Origin of the sequence: Profundibacter amoris, from assembly GCF_003544895.1 — a bacterium.
In the GTDB taxonomy this organism is placed as follows: Bacteria; Pseudomonadota; Alphaproteobacteria; order Rhodobacterales; family Rhodobacteraceae; genus Profundibacter; species Profundibacter amoris.
In genome coordinates this window covers 1799492-1824212 of sequence record NZ_CP032125.1, presented here as the reverse complement: position 1 = coordinate 1824212, position 24721 = coordinate 1799492, and the positions used below count along the sequence as shown (strand labels likewise).

At 53.7% G+C, this 24721-nt stretch carries 22 protein-coding genes and 2 pseudogenes; 15 read left to right on the top strand and 9 right to left on the bottom strand.

The genetic code is table 11. The features are described from left to right. Positions 1-336: 336 nt before the first annotated feature. The 7 genes from BAR1_RS09065 to BAR1_RS09035 all read left to right on the top strand — a co-directional run bounded on the left by BAR1_RS09065 (position 337) and on the right by BAR1_RS09035 (position 4937). A complete protein-coding gene (locus BAR1_RS09065; RefSeq protein ID WP_118942724.1) occupies positions 337-1560 on the top strand; it encodes a helix-turn-helix domain-containing protein in 1224 nt (407 codons plus the stop codon). Continuing rightward, entirely contained in the window at positions 1553-1897 is a 345-nt protein-coding gene (locus tag BAR1_RS09060) for a plasmid mobilization protein (protein WP_162891728.1), read from the top strand. Before BAR1_RS09065 ends, BAR1_RS09060 begins: the two co-directional genes overlap by 8 nt. Beyond that, positions 1894-2787 carry a relaxase/mobilization nuclease domain-containing protein gene (locus BAR1_RS09055; RefSeq protein WP_118942722.1) on the top strand — a complete coding sequence of 298 codons (894 nt, stop codon included), beginning with the start codon at positions 1894-1896 and terminating at the stop codon, positions 2785-2787. The genes BAR1_RS09060 and BAR1_RS09055 overlap by 4 nt, the downstream gene beginning before the upstream one ends. Beyond that, entirely contained in the window at positions 2717-3262 is a 546-nt protein-coding gene (locus tag BAR1_RS09050; RefSeq protein ID WP_162891727.1) for a hypothetical protein, read from the top strand. The genes BAR1_RS09055 and BAR1_RS09050 overlap by 71 nt, the downstream gene beginning before the upstream one ends. Before the next feature lie 12 nt (positions 3263-3274). Next, entirely contained in the window at positions 3275-3508 is a 234-nt protein-coding gene (locus BAR1_RS09045) for a hypothetical protein (protein ID WP_118942720.1), read from the top strand. Between the two features lie 73 nt (positions 3509-3581). Then, positions 3582-3917 carry a hypothetical protein gene (locus BAR1_RS09040; protein WP_118942719.1) on the top strand — a complete coding sequence of 112 codons (336 nt, stop codon included), beginning with the start codon at positions 3582-3584 and terminating at the stop codon, positions 3915-3917. 162 nt (positions 3918-4079) lie between these two features. After that, positions 4080-4937, top strand: a complete 858-nt coding sequence (locus BAR1_RS09035) for a hypothetical protein (protein WP_118942718.1) — start codon at positions 4080-4082, stop codon at positions 4935-4937. Between the two features lie 84 nt (positions 4938-5021). On the opposite strand, the gene BAR1_RS09030 is transcribed toward BAR1_RS09035, so the two are convergent. Beyond that, positions 5022-5273 (bottom strand): helix-turn-helix domain-containing protein, encoded by a 252-nt coding sequence (locus BAR1_RS09030; RefSeq protein WP_118942717.1) that lies wholly within the window; start codon positions 5271-5273, stop codon positions 5022-5024. Positions 5274-5374: 101 nt separating this feature from the next. Here BAR1_RS09030 and BAR1_RS09025 point away from each other — a divergent pair, with 101 nt between their 5' ends. The 6 genes from BAR1_RS09025 to BAR1_RS09000 all read left to right on the top strand — a co-directional run bounded on the left by BAR1_RS09025 (position 5375) and on the right by BAR1_RS09000 (position 8228). Further along, a complete protein-coding gene (locus BAR1_RS09025) occupies positions 5375-5692 on the top strand; it encodes a zinc ribbon domain-containing protein (RefSeq protein WP_162891726.1) in 318 nt (105 codons plus the stop codon). After that, positions 5680-6102, top strand: coding sequence for a hypothetical protein (locus BAR1_RS09020; RefSeq protein WP_118942715.1), 423 nt, complete (start codon positions 5680-5682; stop codon positions 6100-6102). The genes BAR1_RS09025 and BAR1_RS09020 overlap by 13 nt, the downstream gene beginning before the upstream one ends. Beyond that, positions 6099-6602, top strand: a complete 504-nt coding sequence (locus BAR1_RS09015) for a hypothetical protein (protein ID WP_118942714.1) — start codon at positions 6099-6101, stop codon at positions 6600-6602. The genes BAR1_RS09020 and BAR1_RS09015 overlap by 4 nt, the downstream gene beginning before the upstream one ends. An 11-nt stretch (positions 6603-6613) precedes the next feature. Continuing rightward, entirely contained in the window at positions 6614-6826 is a 213-nt protein-coding gene (locus BAR1_RS09010; protein ID WP_118942713.1) for a hypothetical protein, read from the top strand. A 132-nt stretch (positions 6827-6958) separates the two neighbouring features. Continuing rightward, positions 6959-7675 (top strand): class I SAM-dependent methyltransferase, encoded by a 717-nt coding sequence (locus BAR1_RS09005; RefSeq protein ID WP_118942712.1) that lies wholly within the window; start codon positions 6959-6961, stop codon positions 7673-7675. Next, on the top strand, positions 7641-8228 hold the full coding sequence (locus BAR1_RS09000; protein WP_118942711.1) for an alpha-ketoglutarate-dependent dioxygenase AlkB: 588 nt from the start codon (positions 7641-7643) through the stop codon (positions 8226-8228). Before BAR1_RS09005 ends, BAR1_RS09000 begins: the two co-directional genes overlap by 35 nt. A 12-nt stretch (positions 8229-8240) precedes the next feature. On the opposite strand, the gene BAR1_RS08995 is transcribed toward BAR1_RS09000, so the two are convergent. From BAR1_RS08995 to BAR1_RS08970, 6 genes and pseudogenes are all read right to left on the bottom strand, one after another. Continuing rightward, on the bottom strand, positions 8241-8987 hold the full coding sequence (locus BAR1_RS08995; RefSeq protein WP_118942710.1) for a hypothetical protein: 747 nt from the start codon (positions 8985-8987) through the stop codon (positions 8241-8243). Between the two features lie 2 nt (positions 8988-8989). Next, on the bottom strand, positions 8990-10105 hold the full coding sequence (locus BAR1_RS08990) for a Fic family protein (RefSeq protein WP_118942709.1): 1116 nt from the start codon (positions 10103-10105) through the stop codon (positions 8990-8992). A gap of 62 nt (positions 10106-10167) precedes the next feature. Continuing rightward, positions 10168-12252: a 3'-5' exonuclease gene (locus BAR1_RS08985; protein ID WP_118942708.1), complete on the bottom strand. Its 2085-nt coding sequence runs from the start codon at positions 12250-12252 to the stop codon at positions 10168-10170. Between the two features lies 1 nt (position 12253). Next, positions 12254-15058: a site-specific DNA-methyltransferase gene (locus tag BAR1_RS08980; RefSeq protein WP_118942707.1), complete on the bottom strand. Its 2805-nt coding sequence runs from the start codon at positions 15056-15058 to the stop codon at positions 12254-12256. Beyond that, a pseudogene (locus BAR1_RS08975) lies at positions 15058-18051 on the bottom strand (BPTD_3080 family restriction endonuclease); the annotation flags it as partial. The pseudogene BAR1_RS08975 and the gene BAR1_RS08980, both read right to left, overlap by 1 nt. Positions 18052-18119: 68 nt before the next feature. Next, positions 18120-19191: pseudogene (locus tag BAR1_RS08970) on the bottom strand (IS481 family transposase). Here BAR1_RS08970 and BAR1_RS08965 point away from each other — a divergent pair. Next, positions 19191-19547: a site-specific integrase gene (locus BAR1_RS08965; RefSeq protein ID WP_162891725.1), complete on the top strand. Its 357-nt coding sequence runs from the start codon at positions 19191-19193 to the stop codon at positions 19545-19547. The pseudogene BAR1_RS08970 and the gene BAR1_RS08965 overlap by 1 nt on opposite strands. Positions 19548-19950: 403 nt before the next feature. Further along, positions 19951-21909: a 3-hydroxyacyl-CoA dehydrogenase NAD-binding domain-containing protein gene (locus BAR1_RS08960; protein ID WP_118942705.1), complete on the top strand. Its 1959-nt coding sequence runs from the start codon at positions 19951-19953 to the stop codon at positions 21907-21909. 131 nt (positions 21910-22040) lie between these two features. Here BAR1_RS08960 and amaB read toward each other — a convergent pair whose 3' ends face one another. Continuing rightward, entirely contained in the window at positions 22041-23552 is a 1512-nt protein-coding gene (amaB, locus tag BAR1_RS08955; protein ID WP_118942704.1) for an L-piperidine-6-carboxylate dehydrogenase, read from the bottom strand. Beyond that, positions 23549-24652, bottom strand: coding sequence for a saccharopine dehydrogenase family protein (locus tag BAR1_RS08950; RefSeq protein WP_118942703.1), 1104 nt, complete (start codon positions 24650-24652; stop codon positions 23549-23551). Before BAR1_RS08950 ends, amaB begins: the two co-directional genes overlap by 4 nt. Between the last annotated feature and the right edge of the window lie 69 nt (positions 24653-24721).

The window sequence follows — 24721 nt, the reverse complement described above, 5'->3', positions numbered from 1 at the left end:
TAACTGCGTAAGATGGCGTTCCCACTCGGTTAGCGCTTCAAAGAGAGTGTTCGATATCTCTCCTTCGAGGCGCACCAATCTTTTCAATGGGTTAGGTGTTATTTCTCCTCATTCGCGAAAGGGGTTTTCCAGATTTTTTCCGGATTGGCCCCAAAATCGAGGGATAAATTGTACAAATCGCGTACACGCCTTTCTCTACAATTCCGATTCCACTTTACCCCCAGACAAACAAAAAACCGCCGAAAGAGCTGGCACTCTTGTCGACGGTCCATTTGAAATAGTCTGTGTTTGCCTATTCTACCCGATGCCGGAATCCGTGGCAAGCGGGGTGTTGGTATGAGCACCGTTTTAACTCACGTGGGCTTGTCGCATGATTTCCCTAAGAGCGAATTGCGGACGGTTTGGGAAACCGCAGCGCCGAAGCTCGGACTTTCACCAACGGCGATCAAATATGTTCGAAGGCTGATCGAGCTGACCAGCAAGCAGGACTACCTGCCCAATTCGATTTGTGCCGTTTTTTACGGAGTGGCTAAGCTGACCCAGAAAATCGGGATGCCACGCCGTTCGATCAATCGGGCCGAGGCAGAACTGGCCGAGACAGGGTGGATTGTTATGAGCTGCCCTAAACGCGGTCGCCGCAATGGGGTACGGGCCTCGGATGGCAGAAAACTAATAAAGTGGGGCGCGGGCGTAAACCTTGGACCGTTGATTGATAGGTTTCCAGAGCTTCAGGAACTGGTCGCAGAGATCGAAATGGAGACGCTGGCATTACAAGCCTGTCGCGCAGAGATCAACGCAACACGTCGCCAGATCATTGATGCTGGATTTGAGGGCGAGGCGGTGCAAGCCTATCCGCGTGGCAGGCCATGCGAGATTTACAATCTCGATGAACTGAACAGCATCTTGGCAGCTTTGAAGGAGGTGGAGGATACTGTTTTGGGTTGCACCAGTCGGCCAGAATGTCCGACGGGGTCGGCCCAAACTGTACGACCTAATACAATCCATAAACCTAAATATATTGATAGTACTGCGCAGAAGGGTGAAAGCCTTGATGTCGAACCACTTGATCTAACCGCACTTGAACTGGTTGCGACAACCCAGATGAAAGAGGCGATTGAAACCTATGCCGGATACAATGATCCGCTATCGGCACTGTCGTTGGCTTGCAGAGACAGATGCGAGGATATGGGAATTCCCGATGAGCGCTGGCGATTGACCAAACGCAAGTTCGGGGTGGGTGTTGCCGCCTTGTTCATTACCGTTATTGACCGAAATTTCCAGCGGCCAGACGGTGATCCATACCGCGTTAGGGAGCCACAGCGATGTCTAAGCGGCATGGCGTGGAAACATGCCAAGCGCCAGTTGAACCTTGCCGGATTGATTGCTGAGATAAAGAAATCTAGTCCCCATCCGCGATGTCAGGATGAAGAGAGCAAGGTTACGCTTGTGGCTACGCCACCGCACCTTGTGAGGGAAGGAATGCTGCGCTCCTTCCCCTCAACCCCAACCAAGCCACGAAGTGATGGCACCCCAGAAATTCACGGGGGGCGGCATGTCTAAACCGAACCCTCGCGCCCTTCGTTCCAAGGCAATCCACATCCGTTGTTCCGACGCCGAGCTGGCGGAATGGCGACGCAAGGCGGGGCCATATTCGCTCTCGGAATACTTGCGCCGCCAGCTGGATAATGCGCCCGCAACCAAGCGCCGATCTGTGCCCGAGGTGGATAGCCGGTTGCTGGCATCGGTGGCGCGGGCGGGCAATAACCTGAACCAGATTGCGCGGGCGATGAATGCGGACCGGCGGCAGAGACACCGGATTACGGCAATTGCGGTGTTGACCGAACTGGTGGTGATCGACCGCACATTGCGTGGCTTGCTCAAAGACCATATCCGATGATGATCCGTTTCTTTGCACATGGCAATGGCAGTGGCAGCGCGGCAGTGGATTATCTGTTGGCCGAGGAGGTTGCCGCCTATGACACGCAACGTCACCGCATCAAAGGCGAAACTGTTAGGCGTGAAACCTTGCCTGAAATTTCGGGCGGTGATGCCGAACTGACCCGCTTGTTGATTAACAATAATCATCGCAAATGGCGCTACACATCCGGCGTGATTGCCTTTGCGGCAAGTGATGCGCCAACGCCGGATGAACAGGTGCAAGTGATGCAGGGTTTTGAGGAATCGGCATTCGCGGGCATGGCCGAGGACCAATGCAACATCCTCTGGGTGCGGCATCAGCATATGGGCAATGTAGAGCTGCATTTCCTGATCCCGCGTGTGGAGCTGTATGACAACCGCGCCTTCAATGCAGCGCCACCGGGGGCGGAGAAATATTTCAACGCCTTTCGGGATTACTGGAATGCGCTAAAAGGCTGGGCAGATCCGCAAGCACCGGATCGTCGCCGTGATCTGAAAACGGTGTTTGAAACCGCAGACCGTGCCGAATTGCGCGAAGCCATTCATACGATGGTTTTGCAACAGATCGAAGCCGGAGACATCCGCGACCATACCGATATGCGCCGTTATCTGGAAACGCTTGCCGATGTCGGGATCGAGATCAAGCCCTTAAGCGAAAAGCAACAGGAACGACGGGCCAAGCAGGATGCGCTTGAGGCAGAAGGCGGGAAGAAGCGCCGCCGCGATACCCGCATCACCCTGCGCAAAATTGGCGGCGAGGGGGCAAAAGACACGTTCAGAATGGAGGACAGAATTTATTATGAAGAATGGACCGCAGACGAATACCTTGCTGGAAAAGCTGCAAGAGAAAGCACTGCAACAGGAGAGTGAAAGCAGCGAGCGGATCGGGCTGGCATTGAGCAGCTTCGAAGCCGATTACAACAAGCAGTTGCAAACCGCGCTAAGTGCAACCACGCGCGATATGGACGATCTGGTGCGGCTGACGCAGGAGAAGAGCCGCCACATCAAGCACCGGATCAATCAGGAGCTGGACCAGCTGACCAGCCAGATCGAGGATTTGGACGAGACCCGAAAGCTGACGCGAATGAAGGGCACAACCTTGATGGCAACGGCGATGACCATCGGGGCGTGCTCGGCGTTGCTGGGCAGCCTTCTGGTGGCCACGTGGGCGCTTTACCAGCCAGCGCCACCACCCGTACCGGTGTTACCCCAAGCCCTGAAGAACAGCGAACAGGTCTTTGGCCATGGCGGGATTTATTACCTGACCAAATTGCGCGAGGGCGTAAGGGTGGTTTCCTGTCCGCAGGGCACGGAAAAAAACCGCATTTGCCTGCTGTTTCGGTAAAGGAACGCCCGCATGACCGATTTGACCCCGCTAGAGAAAGAGTTGCTGCGTTGCGTCGAGGACTCGCTAACGCGCATGAACGACGAGGCGCGGAATTTAAGCGGATTCAATACCGCCTTGAAGAATATGCAACGCGATTTCATGAGCTTCGCCAGCGAGCAGAAGAACTCTACCGAAATGCGGTTGAAAGCGCTGGAAGACGGGCAGGTGAAATTGTTCGACTTGCTGCGCAGCTTGTCGAGGTGAAGAAGGCACAGCCAGATCGGCCAGTACCGGCACCGCGCGGGCCGCAGATGTAATTAAGTATCGGGAGGGAATTATGATCACAGCATTTCAGGAAACCGGAATTATTCGTGACGCGCAGGAACGTCTGATCGAGGGGAAACCGTTTTTCAATCAGGGCCGCTACGTGGTTGGCGACACCACCTATCTGGTGCGCATTTGCCTTGAATATATCTGCGTCGGGGTGATGGTTGGGGATGAAATCACCGTCACGGACCGGCGGCTGGATAGATTCGGCACCCGTCTGGATAACATCGTCGAAGATCTGATTGATATATGCGCCCTGCCGGAAATTGCTGACGAGCTGGAGTATATGACCCAGTTTAACAGGCCTAGAAAGTCGTTTTATACGGCGGAAATGGGGGAGTGGTGATGAGTGAAGGTGTTTGTGTAAGCCGAAGTTGTTATTGGGAATTTTTGCTATATGGGGGCAAAATTCACCGAGTTCTAGATGGTGCAAATCTTGATCTACTTTGGATGGTAGTGTTTATTGCAAACTCACGGTTGTTTAGTCATCAAAGTAGGGAATGATAATATGCGTAGCAATGAATCCATATTCGGAAGTGACATCGCAAAAGTGGTCGAAATCCTGTTTCAACTCGTTGAAGACCTGAAAAAAAAGACGATTACATACAACTTCATGAGTGAAGACGATTTTTCTAGATTACCCGTGAACGAAATGGGTGTGGCTTACTGGAAAGAAACGCTGGATCGCGCACATTTTGCAAGCTGTTCATCAATCATGAGAACGGTCACTTGGGTGAACGCAATTAATGCCGCTTATGAAAGTGAGAACCACCTTTCGTTTATATCATCACTTCGTGCCCTCGTAGAGTTCACAGGGGATGCTGTCCATTCACTTGGTTCGGTGTCGCTTACTTTGGCCGAAAGTAATAGCGCCATTCGAAAAATGCTTGATGGAAACGTAAACCCGTTCTTTACCTCAAAGGAATTAGAGGATTCGTTGATACATTACACTCACGCAAGAAAGTTAAAAAAATCCGATAATACCCCAGAAACCCATATTGCAAAACAGACTTACCATTATGTAAATGAGCTAAAGCCAAATAATCCAAAAATATATGAAATGTATAAAATACTCTGCGGCTTTGCTCATCCTGCCGCGGAGTCCAACGCAGTTTATATGAATCAGCTAGCTGAAAATGATTGGGCTTTAGTCGTAGAGCCGGGGAAGTCAGTTATTTCTACCTTCATTTCTGACTGGCAAAAAGAATTTGCTAATCTTCCTATTCTCGCCACAAACCATGCACTTTGCACGCTAAAGATTCTAGATGTTATTGATGGTAATCGGTATGGAAATCCCTTCTTGTCTGATATTAATCTATCGAATGTGCCGCTTTGGAATAAATGTATTCTAGCAACGAAGTTGTGAAGCATTGAGACCGGATGCGCTTTGCATCTTCGCCGTCGGCTAAATTCTCAAAATGTTAGCTAATGATGGTCGACTGGGTACGAACTACCCTATATTGAATTCCGCCAGCTCCACCTGTTCAATCACCCTGCAAGCTGAACACCCAATCGCCCGCGCAATATGGGCCAGTTCGACGACCTCGACCTTACGCTCGCCATTCTCATATTTTGCCACAAACGACTGTGGCCGTTTCAACTTTTGGGCAACTTCGGTTTGGGTCAGGCCTGCGTCCAGCCGTGCGGTTTTGAGGGCTTCCATCAAGGCACGGTGGCCTGCGCTGCGTAATGTTCGATTCATAGGAGCTCCGGTTGATTATATCCGGAATTCGAATAATGCGACTTGAGAAATATCCCATTTCAGGTTATTGTGGATTGTGCGTATTAGAAGCGAGTTTCCCCATGACCCAATGCCCCCATTGCATGACCGAAATCCACGATGAAGCTACGGTTTGCCCATCCTGCAAGGCGCGAAAAGGGTATGGCGAAGGCGGGCGGTTTGGTGTTGGGTATTTGAAAGCGCGGGTGGTTTTCCTGCTACTGTTGTCCGTGCCGTTTATCCTGCTGACGCTGTTCTTCGGGGGTCTGTATGGCCTGCTTGTGGCCGATGCGGACGGTATTATCGTCGGGTTGGTTTTCGCGGGGCTAAGTGCTTACACTCTGTTTCACGCCCGCAAAGATTTCGTTGATCTGAAGGAACCACCAAAATGGTATCGGTGATGCTGGATGACCCCAAAGGTGCTAAACGACGGTTGCGGGCATTGGTGCAACCCATTCTTGCGCCGAGCTGGCTTGAGTATAATTTAAGGCCGTTGGCGATAGAGGATCGCGAGCGGGCGGCAGAAATGCTTGATCTGCTGATCGACATTCTGGAAGACAGCGGAATTGGGGTGCGGCGACTGCTGGTTCCGGCAGATGAGGCGGTGGAATGGTCGACGCCGCGCAGGCTGCGCGCCCCACGCAATGACACGGTGTTTGACCTGTCCGTCAATCCCGAAGGCGGGCTGAACCTATCCGTCAGTTTCGAGGACAAAAACTTCATCGAGCACGGGTTGAGCTTTGAGGCTGCTTCAACCCTAATCCTGAGCTTCACCAACCTGCGTCTGGCCACCGAAGAAATGAAAATATGAAACCCCTGCTGATCTGTGCCCTGATTACCTTTGCCCAACCCGCCGCTGCCGACTGGTATTTCGAGGCGTCACTGGAAGGCGGGGCGGAGTTTTGGACCTACACCAACGAGAACGGCAACGTCAGCCCGCGCCGTGTGAAGGGCAATGAAATCTGGATCACCCGCACCGATGCGGTGAATGATCTGGGTCCGGATGGATCGTGCAGTTTTGAGAATTGCACTGTCACAGTTTATATCAGTGGACGCTCACCACGGGATTGGGAGCAAGTGAAGGTCCGGTTTTCCAACGGCAAGGCGCTGGACTTCCAATACAGCGCGGGCGGTGGCTCTGATGCGCTGTTGAGCAACTTCACCACGGCAGGCATGGGCGCAACGGGTGTATTTGTAGACAATATCCGTGCGGCGGAGTGGGTGGAGGTTTCGTTCGGCGCGGATAGCCAAAAGTTCAGCCTTGCGGGATCGGCCAAGGCGCTGGATGCTATCAAGGTGTATTTGCATTAATGGAGGGTGACATGCCAACTACAAAGCAATTTCCAGAAGTCAAAATCCGACGTTGGTATGACACTAAATTCATCGCCATCATGGATATTCCCGAACCACATCGCAGCGAATTCCGCAACTGGATCAAAGGGCAGGCAATGCCCGTGATCTTTGGCCTGCACGGAGGGGCCTATGCGTCAGATTGGAAGCGGTTTGTTGAGCATGGCCAGCATTTTGCGCATTGATGGATCATGGCGCATGCCTAGCCCGTGTGGGTAGCATTATTCTTCAAATAACCAAAAGGGCGGATGGTCGCCATTTCGTTAACCAATTATTGGTATAGTTCGCGCTAATTATACTAAAATGGGCGCATTATTATGTATGAATACCGCGGAAAAACTCTTTCGGAGGCTGTTAGCAATGCTGTTCGGGGAAATAGCTTACCAAAGTTTGATGTTTTGGAATTTCCTCAGTCCCTCGGAACAAAAAAAATTGAGAAAAGATCAGATCATTACCCTTTTAAGCGAAATCTAAAAAATGGAACGACACTCTTTGTAGGCGAAGGGAATTTCAGTTTTTCATTAAATATGGCGCGTGCAAGATTGGTAAAAGCATCGCAGTTTATATCAACCAGTTATGAATCAGAAAATGATCTGGACGATTTGGCATACCAGAATGCCCAATCACTCATCAGTCTCGGTGTGACGGTCAAAACCAATGTAGATGCAACAAAACTGAAGGACACGTTCGGCAATCGCCGGTTTGACAGGATTATTTTCCAATTTCCAAATGTAGCATCCCGATCTTCAATCTATGGTCAAAATCCAAATCATACTTTGATCACAAGGTTCATAAAAAATGCGAAAGATCATCTGAAAGCCTTGGGTGAAATTGTTATCTCGACGGTTGACAGCCCCTACTATGAGGGCGCGTTTAAAATGGATGACGCTGCTAAAAAGGCGGGATATCAGCCGCCTGAAATTTTCGATTTTGATCCTGATCAATATTCTGGCTATATCCACCAGAACACCGACAATGATGAATCTGCACTGGAAAGCCATGACAAATTCGCAACTTTCGTTTTTACCCCCTGATCTGCCCGAAGGGTTGAGCTATGTTCCGGACTACCTGACATCCGAACAGGCGCAAGCGCTGGTTTCTGAACTGGACCGGCAGGTTTGGCTGTGTGATCTGAAACGTCGTGTGCAGCATTACGGGTTTCGATATGATTACAAAGCACGGCGGGCGCGGCAGCAGGATTTCTTGGGGCCGCTACCGGATTGGCTGCTGGAAATTGCCAACAAGCTGTATTCCGACGGGTATTTTCCCAAGCTGCCGGATCAGGTCATTGTGAACGAATACCACCCGGGGCAGGGCATTGCGGCGCATGTGGATTGTGTGCCCTGTTTCGGCGGGCAAATTGGCTCGATCAGCCTGCTTGGCGGTTGTGTGATGCGATTTGGGCAAGTCAGTTCAAAACAGGTTGTCGATCAATATTTGGAGCCGCAGAGCTTGGCATTGATGCAAGGCCCTGCGCGGTATGATTGGACCCACGCAATTGCAGCGCGTAAAAGCGATCTGGTTGGCGGGCAACGTGTGCCGCGTGGGCGGCGGGTTTCACTGACGTTTCGGGTGATGGCGTTTTGATGTGCATTAGTTTCAAGTAGGCCTGGTACCTCCAGCGATTTCTATTTCTGTGATTAGGGCTTTGACGTATCGCGTTGAGCATGAAAAAATAGTGTCTGGGCTATGTGGGTGATGGTCAGTGAGGCCGACAATCTCTTCTTTTGTGATCAGGTATATGCTTTCATCCCACATTGGTTCTTTTTCCCTGTAGAATTCAAACCCAGTCTCTGTGCTGTTTGCAAAAATGCTTTCTGGGATTTCAATGAACTTTTGCGGCCCATTTTCTTGGTTCATCCCAATAGTGTGTGGGCTGATTGCTGGCACAGCCAATTCCCAGTGCTTTCCCGTGTTTGCTAATTGCTTTAGTGCGTCTACATGGATAACTTCCTGCCTGTTTGCTTGATAGTGCTGGTTAAGGATTGCAGCGTTGGCATTTCCAATGTGTCGTGTCACACCTCCCAGCTTTATTTGGAATTCAGTCTCAGTAGTGTGAAAAGGGCAATAAAATCTGGGGTTTTGCAACACTCCATTTTGTCTAGCCATTGCTGACGCGATATGATCCATTGCTGATACTAAATTGTTTGCAGCATCGCTTAAGATTGCTTTTCCATCGATTAGCAACCGACCATTGAAAACCAGCGTATAAATCCATTTCCCATCTTTCGGGTCTTGCTTTTTAGCTATGCTCGTGAGCCCACTCATTTTATTCTTATAATCCGCATAGTGCTTTTCGGATCGAGCTATCAATGCGTTTGCATCGGTTAAATCAATATGCCTCATGATTATTCCTTTTCTGGGGTGTACTTCCCAACCACATAATGTGTGCTACGCCCACCCGCCGGACCCTTATCCAGCAGCCCATACCCTACCAACACGGCAATATCCCGATTGGCGCTGTCTTGGGAGCATTTGGCAATCTTGGCCCATTTTGAAGATGTCATATTGCCCTCGAACCCGTCCAGCATCCGGTTCAAAACCTTAATCTGGCGCTCGTTCAGCGGCAGTTTTGCGGCCCGCTCCCAGAATGCGGCTTTGGCTGTTACTGCTGCCAAAACATCCTGCGCTCCGTTAATTGCGCGGTGCAGGCAGCTTAAAAACCAGCCCATCCATTCAGTCACGTCCAGTCCGCCTTTCTGGGTGCGTTCCAGCGTGTCGTAATATGCTTTCCGCTCGGCCTCGATCTGGGTGGACATGCTGTAGAACCGTTGAGGGCTGCGCTCGGAACGGGCCAGCGCCATGTCGGTGATTGCACGGGCAATACGACCGTTTCCATCGTCAAACGGGTGGATGGTCACGAACCACAGATGCGCCAGCGCGGCCTTCATAACGGGGTCAACCGTTGGTGGTTGGTTGAACCAATTTAGAAACCTTACCATTTCTGGTGCCAGCCGTTTGGCGGGGGGGGCGGTGTAGTGAACTCGTTCACGCCCATAAGGCCCGGAAACTACCAGCATTGACCCACTGACATCCGTGCGCCACGCGCCAACGCTGATTTTGGCCATGCCGCTGCGTCCAGTCGGGAACAGGGCGCTGTGCCAACCATAGAGGCGCTCATCCGTCAGGGGCGCGTCGTAGTTGCCTGTGGCATCCAGCATGACCTCGACAATGCCGTCCACATGTCTGTCAGCAGGTTTCAATGCGCCAATGTCGATCCCCAATCGCCGCGCGATAGAGGAGCGCACGGTGGAGGCATCCAGATCCTCGCCCTCGATCTGGCTGGTTTTCACCACGTCACGGGTCAGAGTTTGCAGATTGGCTTCTTCACGCAGATCAAAACCCAGCCCCTCCATGCGGCCAAGCAGGCGACCTTGCTCATGACGCACGGTTGCCAGAGGTTCGGCAAGGCTGGCCTCATCCCATTTCAGGGTGGGCCATTCAGGTAACTCCCAGATATACAAATTATTCTCCGCGTTATTTGCGGGGATAATGATGATTATTCACCGCAAATGCAATGAGTTTGTTATTCGCTCACTAAGCTTTGCTCTAAATCATCGATAAATTCAGAACGTGGCCTAACGCTTGTTACCAACAGATCATCCCTAGCCCTAGTGCATGCAACGTAGAATAGGTGGCGCTCGGTTTCGAAGTGAAGCTCTAATTCATCTTCGTCTCCGGAAATGTCCAACCTATTTTCTAATGGAAGAATACCTTCATCACACGCCATAACGCAGACGCTGCGGAATTCTAGCCCTTTGGCAAGATGCATGGTGCCAATCCGGACAGCAGCTTCAGCTCTTTCTTGTCGTTCGGATAGTTCGCATACAGATTGATTAGCCTGTTGGACCGCCCTACGTGCACGAATTAGTTGGTCTGTTTCGCGTGTGAAAATGCCAATTTCATGTGGCTCAACACCTTGGGATATTTGTTTGCTAATCCATTCCGAAACAGCAGTGTTCTCTGATTGTTGGTTGGGAAAATCCTGCAAGATTGGCTTGGTCCCATTTATGACAGAAACCACGCCTTGTCGGCTGTCTTCATTGCCATCCGCATCGCGTAAGGTTTCAGGGAGCAATTTGTCTATAACCATACGTATTTGGTGTGAGGTACGGTAATTGACCTTTAAGGTGGATGAACGCCCTCGAATATCTATTCCATGGGATTTCCAAGAAAAGGGTTCTTGAAAAATCCGCTGCCCGATGTCACCAGCAAAAAATAGGCAGTTGGCACTGTCAGCGGAGATTGCTGAAAGCATTCGAAGTTGGGTAACGCTTAAGTCTTGTGATTCATCAACAACAACATGGCTAAATGGTTTTTCAGGCTTGCTGAAATAATAGTCAGCAACACTCTGGAAAACCTCATCCCAAGTTGTCCGTCCCATATTGCTGATTGACCGTTTTGCCTGCTCAAAAACAGGCCATAACCTTGCGCGTTGCTGATTGCCCAGACGATTTCTGCGGCCAATTCTTTGGACCGATGAATAACTTTCAAGATCTGAAATCTGCCAAGCATCAACCACATTTCGCCACTCGGAAAGCAGGAAGTTCAAACTGTTGTCCTGATAGTCCAGCTTGGATTTTGCAGCGGATATGACATCGGAAACTTGGCTGTCGTTGGCGATGCGCGGCTCGTGCCCATTGATCAGCATGAACAGCTCTTTGGCTATTCCCTTAAAAGAAAGAACCGTGGCGCGATCCAGTAGGTGCTGCTCTTCGGAGAGCAACAGCGCAAGTTTACCTTTGATCGAGTTGGCCAGAGGGCTGGAAAAGCTGGTCAGCAATACCCGCGCATTCGCGTCTTCGCGCAGATGTCTGGCGGCGCGGTGTAGGGCGACAATGGTTTTGCCGGTGCCCGCCGATCCTGTGACCCGTGCAGGACCGTTGAAAACACGCTCAACAACAGCCCGTTGCGAGGGGTGTAAGAAAACGATCCATTGTTCCCAAGGCAGATCAAGCGCGGTTTTAAGTTCATCGACATTGTCAAAGGCCCGAAACCGACGCATGGCATCGGGATGCTCAAAGGGTGTTGTATCAGAAGCGACAAGGAAGCCAATCGACAGCTTGCCACCCGTTGCAAAATTCAACAGCGCCTCAGAGGCTTCTCCGGGCAGGTGGTCGTGCAGATCAAAGAAACTGTTTTCCGTGGCGTTTTGCACATCGTTCAGCCACTCTTCGGGCACACCGACACCCAGCAAATCATCCTCAGCAAGGGATGCGAATATCTTTGGTTCTGGCGGTGCTTCGGCGGGCACTTCCACATAAACTGGGATTTCCTCAACCCGTTCGCGCACCTCGACGATTTGGGCGGCCCCTGTGCGCGGGTGGGTGTCTACACGTCGCCGCTCCGCCCATGCATAGGCATCATCGTGGTGCCCCACAAAACAAATCAAAAAACTGTTTGCGGTTTTATGCACGATGATGCGCAGATCGCGGCTGACGCGGATTGACCAGAAATTGGCATCCTTGGAATTGCTGATCCGGTGAAATTGCAACCCGGGCGCTGATGGGTCCATTTGCAAATCAAGCGCCGTCACCTTGGCGGCTTTTTGCTCTTGCGCCTGCAATTTGCCCAATGACTGGCTAAAGGTATTTGCGATCAGAAACTTCATATCACACCGTAAACACTTTCATAACTTCGTCGCCAAAGTGGTTGATCACCTTCACCGCAAACCGTCCGCTATCAGGGCGCGAAAATGGGCGCGAGGTGTCGCGGTAGAGCGTTGCCCATGCTTCGGCATCAATCTCGGCCTTCAGTGTGGTTTTCAGCGATTTATACGGGTCATTCGCGCCCATGAAATAGGCGTGACGCACAAAGAAACTTTCCTCGTTGTAATCCGTATCAACAAACCACGCGGCGATGTCGTCTTTGCCGCTGGCCCGCACTTCGCCGGTTTTGGGGTCAAACACATCTACGCCCAGCACCTCGACCACGATCTGACCGTCCTCATCAAAACACCACTCGATGTCCGGTTCGCCGAACACCACAAACAGGTTGCCCTTGCCGGTGTTTTTCAGCTCATCCGACATGTGTAGATCGGGGTTGATCTTGGCCTTCAGGATCGGCAGCGGGCCAAGTTTGGTCAGCTCGCTGGTATGGGCGTCAAAATTGAAACCGCAGGCGATCAGCGCATCAAAACGCGCGTCATTTGCCTCGCGGGCGGCTGCCGTTAGATCGGCGCGGGTGATGGTGCCAAATTCGGGGCCGATAAAGATACCGGCGCGGCGGGTGACATTGCCCTCGTTATAGGTGCCGACGGCGGCGATGTAGTCGCCGGGCCAGCCCTCGATATCAATGAATTCGATCCGGTCATCTTTGGCGGCCTGATGCACACCGGCGGATTTCAGGTTTTCCAGAACCATCTGGGCGAAATCCTGTTCCGGGCTGGGGGCCACGCGCTTGCCTGCGGCGGCGTCCAGATCGTCTGTTAGATCATCCTCGTCTGCCGGAATAACCCGATGCGGCGATAGGCTTTCAACCGTGAACGGGCCTGCCACGCGCACCTTGGTATTATCCTGATAGGGGCGATCATAGAGCATTTCGACATCGGCCTTTTGGGCGATGGATTTGTCGATGTCTTGCTGGCGGGCAATGCGGTGTTCCCACCACTCGGAATGCAGCTTGGCCGCCTCCGCTGACCAGCCCTCGCCAGCCTCGCGCGGGATTTGCCATTCTTCCCAAGTTTCCCCAACGGCCGTGTTCAATGCCTTGCGCAAAGGTTCCAGTTTTTCCTGATAGCCTTCCCAGATCACATCAATCTCGGCGTTGTTGGCGATGGTTTTTAGCATGATATGCGGGGCACGTTCGTAAACAAAGCCCTGCCGGATATCGCCGCGCATGGGGGTGTCGGGCTGGATTTTACCGCTGACATCCTGTTCCTTGGCGCGGCCCTCGGGGCTGTCGGCCAATAGGTAATAGGGATAGCGCGCGCCCATCAAGCGGGCGCGGGCAAGGGCGAGCGACACGCGGGAGGTATCCATAGTGATCCAGCGCCGCCCCCATTGTTCCGCCACCGTGGCGGTGGTGCCAGAGCCACAGGTCGGGTCCATCACCAGATCACCGGGGTCGGTGGCCATGAGGATGCAGCGTTGGATTGGCAATTGGTTAGTTTGAACAACATAGTTCTTTTGTAACTCTGGCCCTGTATCCATCCATGCAGAAGTTAATTCTTTTGCAGGAAAGTCGTTAGCAAACGATTTTGATCGAATTACTGTTCCCGTGTTAACTATCCTATCCGCCATAACTAGGCGCTCAAAGCCATCGTCAGTGTGACGCCAATGACCATTGGGTATACCCCATGTTTTACCTTGAAATGAGCGCTTGACGTTGTTGCCTAAACTCGCGGAGTGCAATGGGAGGGTCTCAAATGTAGATTGGTCTTTGTTAAGCAATGTGTAGAGCTTTCTGAATTTGTTACCATCCGCACTCTTTGCATATGCAATGATCGTATCTGAAATCCTTTTAGGCGCTCGTTTTAGCGGCACTCCGCTTGTTGTTTTATAAGTTATTGTAGTGACGTAATTCTCCTCCCCAAACACCTCATCCATCAGCGCCCTTACCCGATGCACGTTCTCGTCGCCGATCTGCACGAATATACTGCCGCTTTCCGTCAGCATATCGCGCATCGCGGTCATCCGGTCGCGCAAATACGTCAGGTAGGAATGGATGCCGTCCTTCCATGTATCGCGAAACGCCTTGACCTGTTCGGGCTCCCGCGTGATCTGATCCAGCTTGCCGTCTTTCACATCGCGCGACCGTGTGGACACCTGCCAGTTGGAATTAAACTTGATCCCGTAAGGTGGGTCAAAATAGATGCATTGCACCTTGCCCCGCAGGCCTTCGCGTTCCGCCAGTGACGCCATCACTTGCAGGCTGTCGCCCAGAATCATCCGGTTGGTCCAATGTTGGTCGTGCTGGTAAAATTCGGTTCTGGCCTCGGGATCAATGCCGTTGAAATCGGCAAACAGATCGGGGATGTCGGCCTCGGATTTTTGCCGCTCAGCTGTTTGTTTTTTCAGATCGTCAATGATGGCCTTTGGGTGGATTTTTTCCTGAATGTAAACCGGCGGGGTTTGCACCACCAGATCAGACCAGTCTTGGGTATCCTTGCCGCGCCAAACCAGCTGCGCCTCGCCGATCTCGATCTTGCCGGTCTGTTTGATCTGTTCGATCTGATCGTGCGTCAGCCGGATTTCCATGCCCTTCCAGATGATCTGTGGATCAAGGTCGGGATCACGTTCGCGGGTCTCGCCCTGCGCCAATGGGTGGGTGCGCTTGTAGGTGACGGGCTGGCTGGGATCAGTTTCCTCCATCCGCTGGGCAATGGATTGCAATTCGGCCGAGGGAATGTTTTTGCGCGATGCGTCGTCATGCACCAGCGTTTCGACCTGTTTGGGCGCCTTTGGTTTACGTGCCATTATTTATGCCCTTTTGATTTGTTCAATGCCGCGTCAATCAAGGCGCGAAATTCGGTTTCGATCAGTTGTGCGCTTTGGAATTCGGCAAACTGCCAGCGGCCATAATGGCCAAGGTTATTGACGCCTTTGATCCATTTTTGTTTGGTGGTTTCGGATTTCACCTTAACGTTTTCATTGCGATACCCCTTGATTTCGACAATCAGGTGCAGTGGGTCATCCGGCCCGTTGCCGTCGTCCAGATCAATAATGAAATCGGGGATATAAACCCGCGAAGTGGCCCCGTCTTTGTAAGGGATTTCAAAGCCCATGCCCTGATTTTTAACATAGCGGATGACATTCGGGTGATCCTCGGCCACCCGCGCCATTTCTTCCTCCCACGAGCTGTCAAGCACCACATAGTTAATATGGCAGCGGCTGGCATCGGTGCGATAGGTGGCTTTGGTGGTTTGAAAGCTGACAAAGCGGGTCGAGCCGGAGGCGTTGTAGGGATCGAGCACAGCCTTGACCACAGGTTTTTGGTCTTGCGCGTTGATGATGGCGTTATAAATACGCTCGCAGGCTTGGCCGGACACTGACGGGTATTCCAGCATCCAAGCGCCTGTGCCTTCGGGGCAGGTCAGCCAGCCACCATTGATCCATTCGCGGCAGATGCGTTTGAGCTGGCCAAACAGGTGCATCTTTGGATCACCATTATCGTCTTTGAAACGGGTCACCATCAGGGTGCGGGCCAATTCAAACGCAATGGTTGAGGGGCGTTTGTTTTTAGCCTCGGCCGCCGAAATGGTAACGCCTTCGCCGACGATCCCTTCTAGGCGGGTTTTGCCCGGGCCTATCGCCTCAAGATCAAGGGTAAGCGATGAATCTGCGGTGAACGTGGCGGTCAGGCGTTCCTCGGGCAGTTCAACCCGGTAACCAACCACACGGGGGAAGATGATTTCCTGATCGGCACGTTCGGGGATGGCACGGATATGTTCGGTTTGCTTTGGTGCTTTGGGTTTGGCGACCTGTGGTTTGGCAGTGAAATCAAACGGGATACCCAGAATATCGGAATATTCCACATCAAACAGCCCATCGTCATTTAGTTGATAAGACAGACGGCGTAAACCGCGCCCCACCACCTGTTCGCACAGCAGTTGGGTGCCAAATGCCCGCACCCCAAGGATATGGGTGACGTTATTGGCATCCCAGCCCTCGGTCAGCATCGAAACTGAAACAACGCAGCGGATTTGTTCGCCCAAGCGGCCTTTTTTGCCAACGGTATTCATGACCTCGCGCAGTAGTTCAGAATCGCTGATTTCGCTACTGCTGGCAGCCCCGTCCCGTTGGGCCATTTCACTCTTGAATTGCGCAATTTCAACTTCGGCCATTTTGCGGAAATTTTTGTCCAGCGCCTCGCCGGATTCCAGCTGCATGGAGTCGATCAGCAGCGTCGGAGGGCGCGCAATTGGATTGCCATGTTCATCAAAGTTGCGGAATAGTTCAAGTGAGCCGTTTTGCTTGAAAACCAAATCGCCGTCTTCATTTGGTCGCTGCCACCCGGCGATCCAGTCATAGATCAGTTTTGACGTGGCCGTGTTATTGCAGACAACGATGAAAACGGGCGGAATATCAATGCCTGCTCGTTCCCAAGCGTCATTGGTTTCATTGTAATGCGAGTAAAGCGCGTTTAGGGCGGTTTTCAATTTGTCGGGCAGGTCATTCGGGTCTGGCTCCAAACCGGCCCCACGCCCTTTCTTTGGCATGTCTTTGCCAATATGGGTCCAGAGATCACGAAATACGGGCATGTCGCTGATCGCAATATGGTTGTCGGATACCGGGACGCGAGGGAGTTTGACAATCCCGCATTCAATGGCGTCCATCAGAGAAAAATCGCTAACCACCCACGGGAAAAGCGTGCCTTCAGCATATCCGGAACCCGATAGGAAGAACGGAGTGGCTGACAGGTCATAAACGGCACGAACGCCCAGTTTGCGTTTGAATGCCTCAAGGCCGTTGATCCAGAGCCGTGCGGCTTTGTTTTCCTGTTGGGCATGTTTCTTTTCATCCCCGGTCAGATCATCGACGCTTTCATTGTTTGGCTTTTCCCGATAGCAGTGGTGTGCTTCGTCATTTATTACAATGATATTCTTCAATCCCATCAGGTCTTTAGCGACTCTTCTTATCATTTCGCCTTCGGATTCAGTTGTTTGCAATTCGTCGCCACGCCCTTGGAGCATTGAGCGTCCAACCTTGTTGGTTTCAAGTTTTTCGCGCAATCCGAATGCATGGTAATTGGTGATGACAATTTTTGCTTTACCCATTTCTGAAAGCATGTCGGCGGGAAGCAAATCACGGGTTTTGTAATAGCTATCGGGATCGTTGGGGAGTAGCACGCGCAGGCGGTCACGAATTGTGATCCCCGGAGCAACAAGCAGGAAGCCACGAGTGAAATTCTTGCTTGTTGGCGAACGCACTGCATTTAGTGTTTGCCATGCAATGATCATTGCCATGACTGTTGTTTTTCCAGCACCCGTCGCCATTTTCATGGCAAGGCGTATCAACTCTGGATTGGCATCTTTGTTTGCCGACTTTAGCTGATCCCAAATCCATTTGTGAGTTTTCTGTTTTGGCGCGACCTCGGTTAACCAAATAATTGTCTCGACAGCTTCAACCTGACAAAAGAAAGGTCGAATTCCTTGGAAATTATTTTTGTCGCGCCAGTGGCGAAGCAGCTTTGCTGTTGTTGGGGTTACGTTCCAATCATTTGGATTTGGCAGTCTTCTCCAATTAGCGACATGTGTACGAATTTCATTTATAAGTCGAGAAACATCATATTCTTGGTGATCTGTGGACACATCTGGTTGATTGGAAAGCCCCAGTTCTTTTTGAGCATCTTGGGACTTTTTAGTCTTCGATTTAGGAACTGGTGTAATGAAATCCGACCGTCGCCGCCCTTGAGTAGCAGGCAGGTCTGTTGGCTGACCTGTTTCGTCTAGTGAGTGGTGCTTTGTAGGCTCATATGTAGTGGTTCAGACCTGATCTGACAGTTACCGTTTTTCTGGCGGCATTTGTCAGGTCAAATTCAGTTCACGAACTTTTCCTTCCAAATATCTTTGCCCTCAATCATGGTCTGAAACGGCGTTCTGCCGCAACACATTTTTCCCTGATGAGTTCGTTCAGTGTTGTAGAAGTCGATCCATTCATCCAGATCGGCCTGCAAGGCCTCAACGGTTTCGTAAAGCTTTTTGCGAAATGTAATCTGGTAAAATTCCTGCAAGATCGTCTTGTGGAACCGCTCGCAGATGCCGTTGGTTTGCGGTGATTTCACCTTGGTTTTGGTGTGGTCGATATCCCCTCTCGTGCATGTAAACATGCACTGCCGGGCAGTGATTGATTGCCAAGAAGAGCTGGTAGTCGTGTTTGTCGACCCGCCCGCAATATTCCGTACCGCGATCCGTCAGGATGCGCAGCACCGGCAGGCCGTGTTCTTCATAGAATGGCAACACTTTGTCGTTCAGCATGTCCGCTGCCGTGATCGGTGTTTTGGTGGTATAAAGCTTGGCGTGGGCAACCTTGGAATACGTGTCAACAAAGGTTTGTTGGTAAACGCGGCCAACACCCTTCAAGGTGCCCACGTAAAAAGTGTCCTGCGAGCCCAGATAGCCAGGGTGGGCTGTTTCGATCTCACCGCAGGCTTCATCGTCCAGTTTCTTCTTCTCAAGAGCCTGCACCTGCGCCTCGGTCAGGATGCCGCCTTCCTCGGCCACCTTGGCTTCCAGAGCTTTCAGCCGGTTCTTGAAGTTGGCCAGATCGTGACGCAGCCAGATCGACCTGACGCCGGATGGGGAAACAAACACTCCCAGTTTACGCAATTCGTTGGACATGCGTGCTTGTCCGTAAGCCGGAAAATCCGTGGCCGATTTGATGACCGCATCTTCGGTGGCCTGATCGACCCGATTGGCCAAGTTGGGCTTGCGTCTGGTCCGCTCGAACAATGCCTCGACCCCGCCATCATCCACCGCCGATTTGTAGCGATAAAATGTATCCCGGGACATGCCCATCACTTGGCAGGCTTTGGACACGTTGCCCAGCTCTTCGGCAAGGTTCAGCAAGCCGACTTTGTGTTTGATGATCTTCTCGTTAGTATTCAACATTGTGGTTTCCTCGTTTTGTGGTTGGTGTGCACCACCATCAAAACGGTAACCACCGCCCTTATCAATGGGCGCGCCGCTCCCAGTTCAGTTCGCTGAAATTGGGGGCGGTGTCAGATGAAGTCGGAACTAATACTTATAAGCTGTTTGGTTACCACCGCCGCGATAGCGTTTATAAAACATGGAAGCGGGTGTGCGATAAAGCCGAGATCGACAGAATTATGCCTCATGCGGCAGGGCGGCATGGGTTTGGCACCGAAATGATGGTCCGGCAAGGACTTGATGCCGTCACGGTTGCCAAAGTCGGACGCTGGGCCGACTCTCAAATGTTGTTTAAAAACCTACGCTCATTCGGATGATGCCGAAGATAAAGTACATCAAGCTATCCGTACAAGTCGCGTACAAGCAGAATCCGAATTAGCGTTTAACAGATTGAAAGGAAAGAAAAATGATCCAGAAGAAAGCTAATCTCCAAAGGCAGAGGTCTCGCGTTCGAATCGCGACGGGTGCACCACAGACCTTTCGTTTGAAGGGCCAACCATCTTTAGATAAAATTGCTGGGCGGCAGTCGTTTCGCAGAAACGATGAGAGCATCCGACGTTCGAAGTATATCTTGCCGGGTGCACCATTCCCTTTACGCGTGACATAGGCAAATGGGCAAAAGCACAGTTGCCCATTGCCTGTAATGTGGCCACAACTCTTTGATGCTTGATTAGTCATCGGTCCTTGGCTACCCCTTTGGCAAAAGCAGGGGGAACGCGCATGACACAGCCGGTAACAATCAGCACTCAGGGTGGCATCGCCACCGTCACCATCGACAATCCACCGGTGAACGCGCTGTCGCAAGCGGTGCGGCAGGGGCTGGCCGACGCCGTGCCGCAAACCGAAGCGGATGCGGATGTGCGGGCCGTTGTGCTGCTATGCGCGGGGCGCACCTTTATTGCCGGGGCCGATGTGCGGGAATTTGGCCAAACGCCACAGAAACCGCATTTGCCTGATGTGATCGATATGATCGAGGGAGCGACAAAGCCGTGGATCGCGGCGCTGCATGGTACCGCTTTGGGCGGGGGGCTTGAGGTGGCGTTGGGGTGCCGGTTCCGGCTGGCGGACCCCTCGGCCAGACTGGGCCTGCCCGAGGTCAATCTGGGCCTGATCCCCGGCGCAGGCGGCACCGTGCGCCTTCCGCGACTGGTCGGGGCATCGGCGGCGCTGGAGATGATTGCGGGTGGCAAAATGGTCTCGGCGGACAAGGCATTGGCAATGGGGCTGGTGGACCGGATTGTGGACGGCGATCTGACCCAGGCGGCGCTGGAGTTTGCCAAGGCCGAGGCATTGGACAAGGTGGCTACACCTTTGATGGCGCGGGACGTGGCACAGCCGGACAGTGATAAGTGGGAGGCGCAAAAAGCGGCGATTGCCAAACGGGCGCGCGGGCAGAATTCGCCGCTGGCGGCGATCACGGCGCTGGAAAACGCGCTGGCTTTGCCCGCGGATCAGGCGCTGGCGAAAGAGCGTGAATTGTTCTTTCAGCTAAAGGATGATCCACAATCACTGGCCTTGCGCCATATCTTCTTTGCCGAACGATCCGCCGGAAAAATGCCGTGCCTGAAAGGGGTCAAGCCACGTCCCTTTGACGAAATCGGTGTGATCGGCGGCGGCACCATGGGGGCGGGGATCGTTGCGGCCTGTCTGCTGGCGGGCCTTCGTGTGGTGATGCTGGAACGGGATGACGACAGCCTCGGCGCGGGGCAGGAGCGGGTGCAAATTACCCTGGCCCAAAGCCACAAACGCGGGTTGATTGATGCCGATACCCTGATGCGGATGCAGGGCAATTTCAGCGGTGCGACCGATTACGCCGCCCTTGGCAATGCCGATCTGGTGATCGAGGCTGTGTTCGAGGATATGGCGGTGAAAAAGGATGTGTTCACCCGGCTGGATGTGGCCACAAGACCCGATGCGGTGCTGGCCACCAATACATCCTATCTGGATATTGCCGAAATCGCCGGGGCGGTGGCGGACCCGTCCCGCGTGCTGGGTCTGCATTTCTTTTCACCTGCCTACATCATGAAGCTGCTGGAAATTGTACATCCGCCAAAGGTGGCGGATGATGTGCTGGCCACGGGCTTTGCATTGGCCAAACGGCTGGGTAAAATCGCGGTGCCTGCCGGTGTTTGCGACGGGTTTATCGGCAACCGGATCATGTCGGCCTATCGGCGCGAATGTGACTATATGCTCGAGGATGGCGCGCTGCCACAGGACGTGGATGCGGCGATGCGCGATTTCGGCTTTGCCATGGGGATATTCGCGATGCAGGATATGGCGGGGCTGGATATTGCCTGGGCGATGCGCAAACGGCAGGCGGCGACGCGCCCTGCCGATATGCGCTATGTCGATATTCCCGATCAACTGTGCGAGATGGGCCGGTTCGGGCGCAAGACGGGGGCGGGGTGGTATGACTATTCCTCCGACCCCAAGGGCGCGCCGGACCCTCTGGTGGAAGGGATCATCACAAAGGCCAGTGCGGACAAGGGGATCACGCGACAGCCGTTATCCGCTGATGAAATCATGGGCCGGATCATCGCTGTGATGCAGTCCGAGGGGCGCAAAATTCTGGACGAGGGCATCGCGCAATCGCCCGAGGCAATAGACGTGGTGATGGTCAACGGCTATGGTTTTCCGCGCTGGCGCGGCGGGCCGATGTTTATGGCGGGGATGGAATAAAGTTCAGCCACAAGGGTGTGCCCGATCCGAGGGTGGGTGCAAAGCGCCCGCCCGTGGGGGCGGATCGGGCGCTGCCCGGCGGTGCCGCCGGGCAGAATGTTTGATGTGTTGTGCATAAGCCGACAACACGTTTAGATGTCGAATTTCACGCCTTGGGCCAGTGGCAGTTCGTCACTGAAATTCATCGTGTTGGTCTGCCGGCGCATATAGGCTTTCCATGCGTCCGAGCCGCTTTCACGCCCGCCGCCGGTTTCCTTTTCACCGCCAAACGCCCCGCCGATTTCAGCACCCGAGGGGCCGATATTGACATTGGCAATGCCACAGTCCGAACCGGTATCCGAGACAAAGCGCTCTGCCTCGCGCATGTTCAGGGTAAAGATGCAGGAGGAAAGCCCTTGGGGCACCGCGTTCTGCATTTCAATCGCCTGATCCAGATCACTATAGCCCATCACATACAGGATCGGCGCAAAGGTTTCGGTCTGCACGATGGCGCTTTGTTCCGGCATGTCCACGATGGCGGGGCGCACATAGGCGCCACCGGCGGGAACGCCTTCGGTCACGGGTTCGCCGCCATGAACAACGCCACCTTGCACACGGGCAGCGGCCAGCGCGGATTGCATATTTTTCAACGCGTCCATGTCCACCAGCGGGCCGACCAGCGTGGCCGGATCCAGCGGCGAGCCAACGGGAAGACTGGCGTATGCCTTGACCAGTTTGGCCACCAGTTCGGTGCGGATGCTTTCATGCACGATCAGGCGACGTAGCGAGGTGCAGCGTTGCCCCGCCGTGCCGACCGCCGAAAACACGATCGCCCGCACCGCCATGTCCAGATCGGCCGAGGGCGCAACGATCATCGCGTTGTTGCCGCCCAGTTCAAGGATGCTGCGCCCGAAACGTTCGGCCACCACCGGCCCCACCGCGCGGCCCATGCGGGTCGAACCGGTGGCCGAGATTACGGGAACGTCTTTGGAGGCCACCATCGCCGCGCCAACATCCGCGCCGCCGATCACCACTTGCGACAGGCCTTCCGGCGCATCTTCGCCAAACCGTTTCACGGCGCGCTCGAAAATCACCTGACAGGCCAGCGCCGACAGGGGCGCCTTTTCGGACGGTTTCCAGATCACCGGATTACCGCAGATCAGGGCCAGTGCTGTGTTCCAGCTCCAGACTGCCACGGGGAAGTTGAAGGCGCTGATCACGCCGACAGGGCCGACGGGGTGCCATGTTTCCATCATCCGGTGGCCGGGCCGTTCAGACGCGATGGTCAGGCCATAGAGCATCCGCGATTGCCCCACGGCGAAATCGCAAATGTCGATCATTTCCTGCACTTCGCCTTGGCCTTCGGACAGGATTTTGCCTGCCTCCAACGACACCAGCGCGCCCAGATCATCCTTGGCGGCACGCAACTCCTCGCCCAGCAGGCGCACCAACTCGCCACGGCGCGGGGCGGGCACGTTGCGCCAGTCCCTGAATGCCACCTTGGCGCGGGCAATCACCGCGTCCATATCGGCGGTTTCGGCCAGATGGGCCAGTTCGGCACCATCCACCGGCGAGGTCACTGTCAGGTTGCCGCCTTGTAAAACATCGGCAGTCAGCCCCAGACGGGCCAGAATGGTTTGGGCTGTGTTCACTTGCTTGTTCATGCTGCGCTCTCCAATGCTGTCATGTCGCCGGGGGTGTATAGCTGGCCGAATTCGGTGCTTAGAAAATCAGGCAACCTTACCTCTTCCTGTGCGATGAACCCTGCCTGCGCCAGCATCCCGCGGCGCACCATATCGACCACGCCGGTCACGCCGGCAGCTGTGGTGATCTGGATCGCGCCCCAGTGGGTGCCGTTCACCTTGCGGGCCACGGTTTTGTTGATCAGGGAGCGTTCGCGCAATTCGCCGCCAATGCGGCCGGTGGCGGTGCAATAGACCAGCACAACGTCCTGATCGGTGCGGGGCAGGGCGGATTCAAAGATGTCCTTCATCACATCGCGTTTGCGGATCAACCCCAGATCATGCAGCATCAGTTTGATGATGTCGCGATGACCCGGATAGCGGATGGTGCGATAGGATACCGACCGCGCCTTGCCCTGCAGTTTTTCGGCCAAAGTGCCCAAACCGCCCGAGGTGTTGAAGCACTCGTAATCCACCCCGTCCACCGACAGGATTTCCAGATCTTCCAGCGGCGCAGTTTTTACCAGCTTGCCATCCACCAGCGCATCGCAAGGGTTGCAATATTCGTTGATCAACCCGTCGGTTGACCACGTCAGATTATATTTCAGCGCGTTGGTCGGGTAGAGCGGCAGCGCCCCGACCCGCAGGCTGAGCGTGTCGATTTCATCGAAATCCGCCGCCAGATGCGCACCTGCAATGCCGACAAAACCCGGTGCAAGGCCGCATTGCGGCATGAACACGGTGTTGGCCCCTTCGGCCAGTTCGCGCACGGCGTTGGTCGAGGCCACGTCCTCGGTCAGATCGAAATAATGCGCACCGGCGCGTTTGGCGCCCGCCGCGATGGTGGGGGTCAGGAAAAACGGGGCGGCGGAAATCACCGCGTCAAAGCCGTCCAGCGCCGCTGCAACCGCATCCGCGTCGCCCGCGTCCATCTGGGTGATGGCCACATCGGGCATGTCGATGGCTTTCAGTGCCTCCAGATCGCGGTCGGCGACTGTCACGCTGTAATTCGGGGATTCCGCTAAAAACGCGGCGATGGTCTGGCCGATTTTACCGCCACCGATGATACATACCTTCCACATGGGCATTTCTCCTGTTTTGCCTGTTTAGGTAAATGTGGAGGGCACTGGCGGGGAAAGGCAGGGATAAAA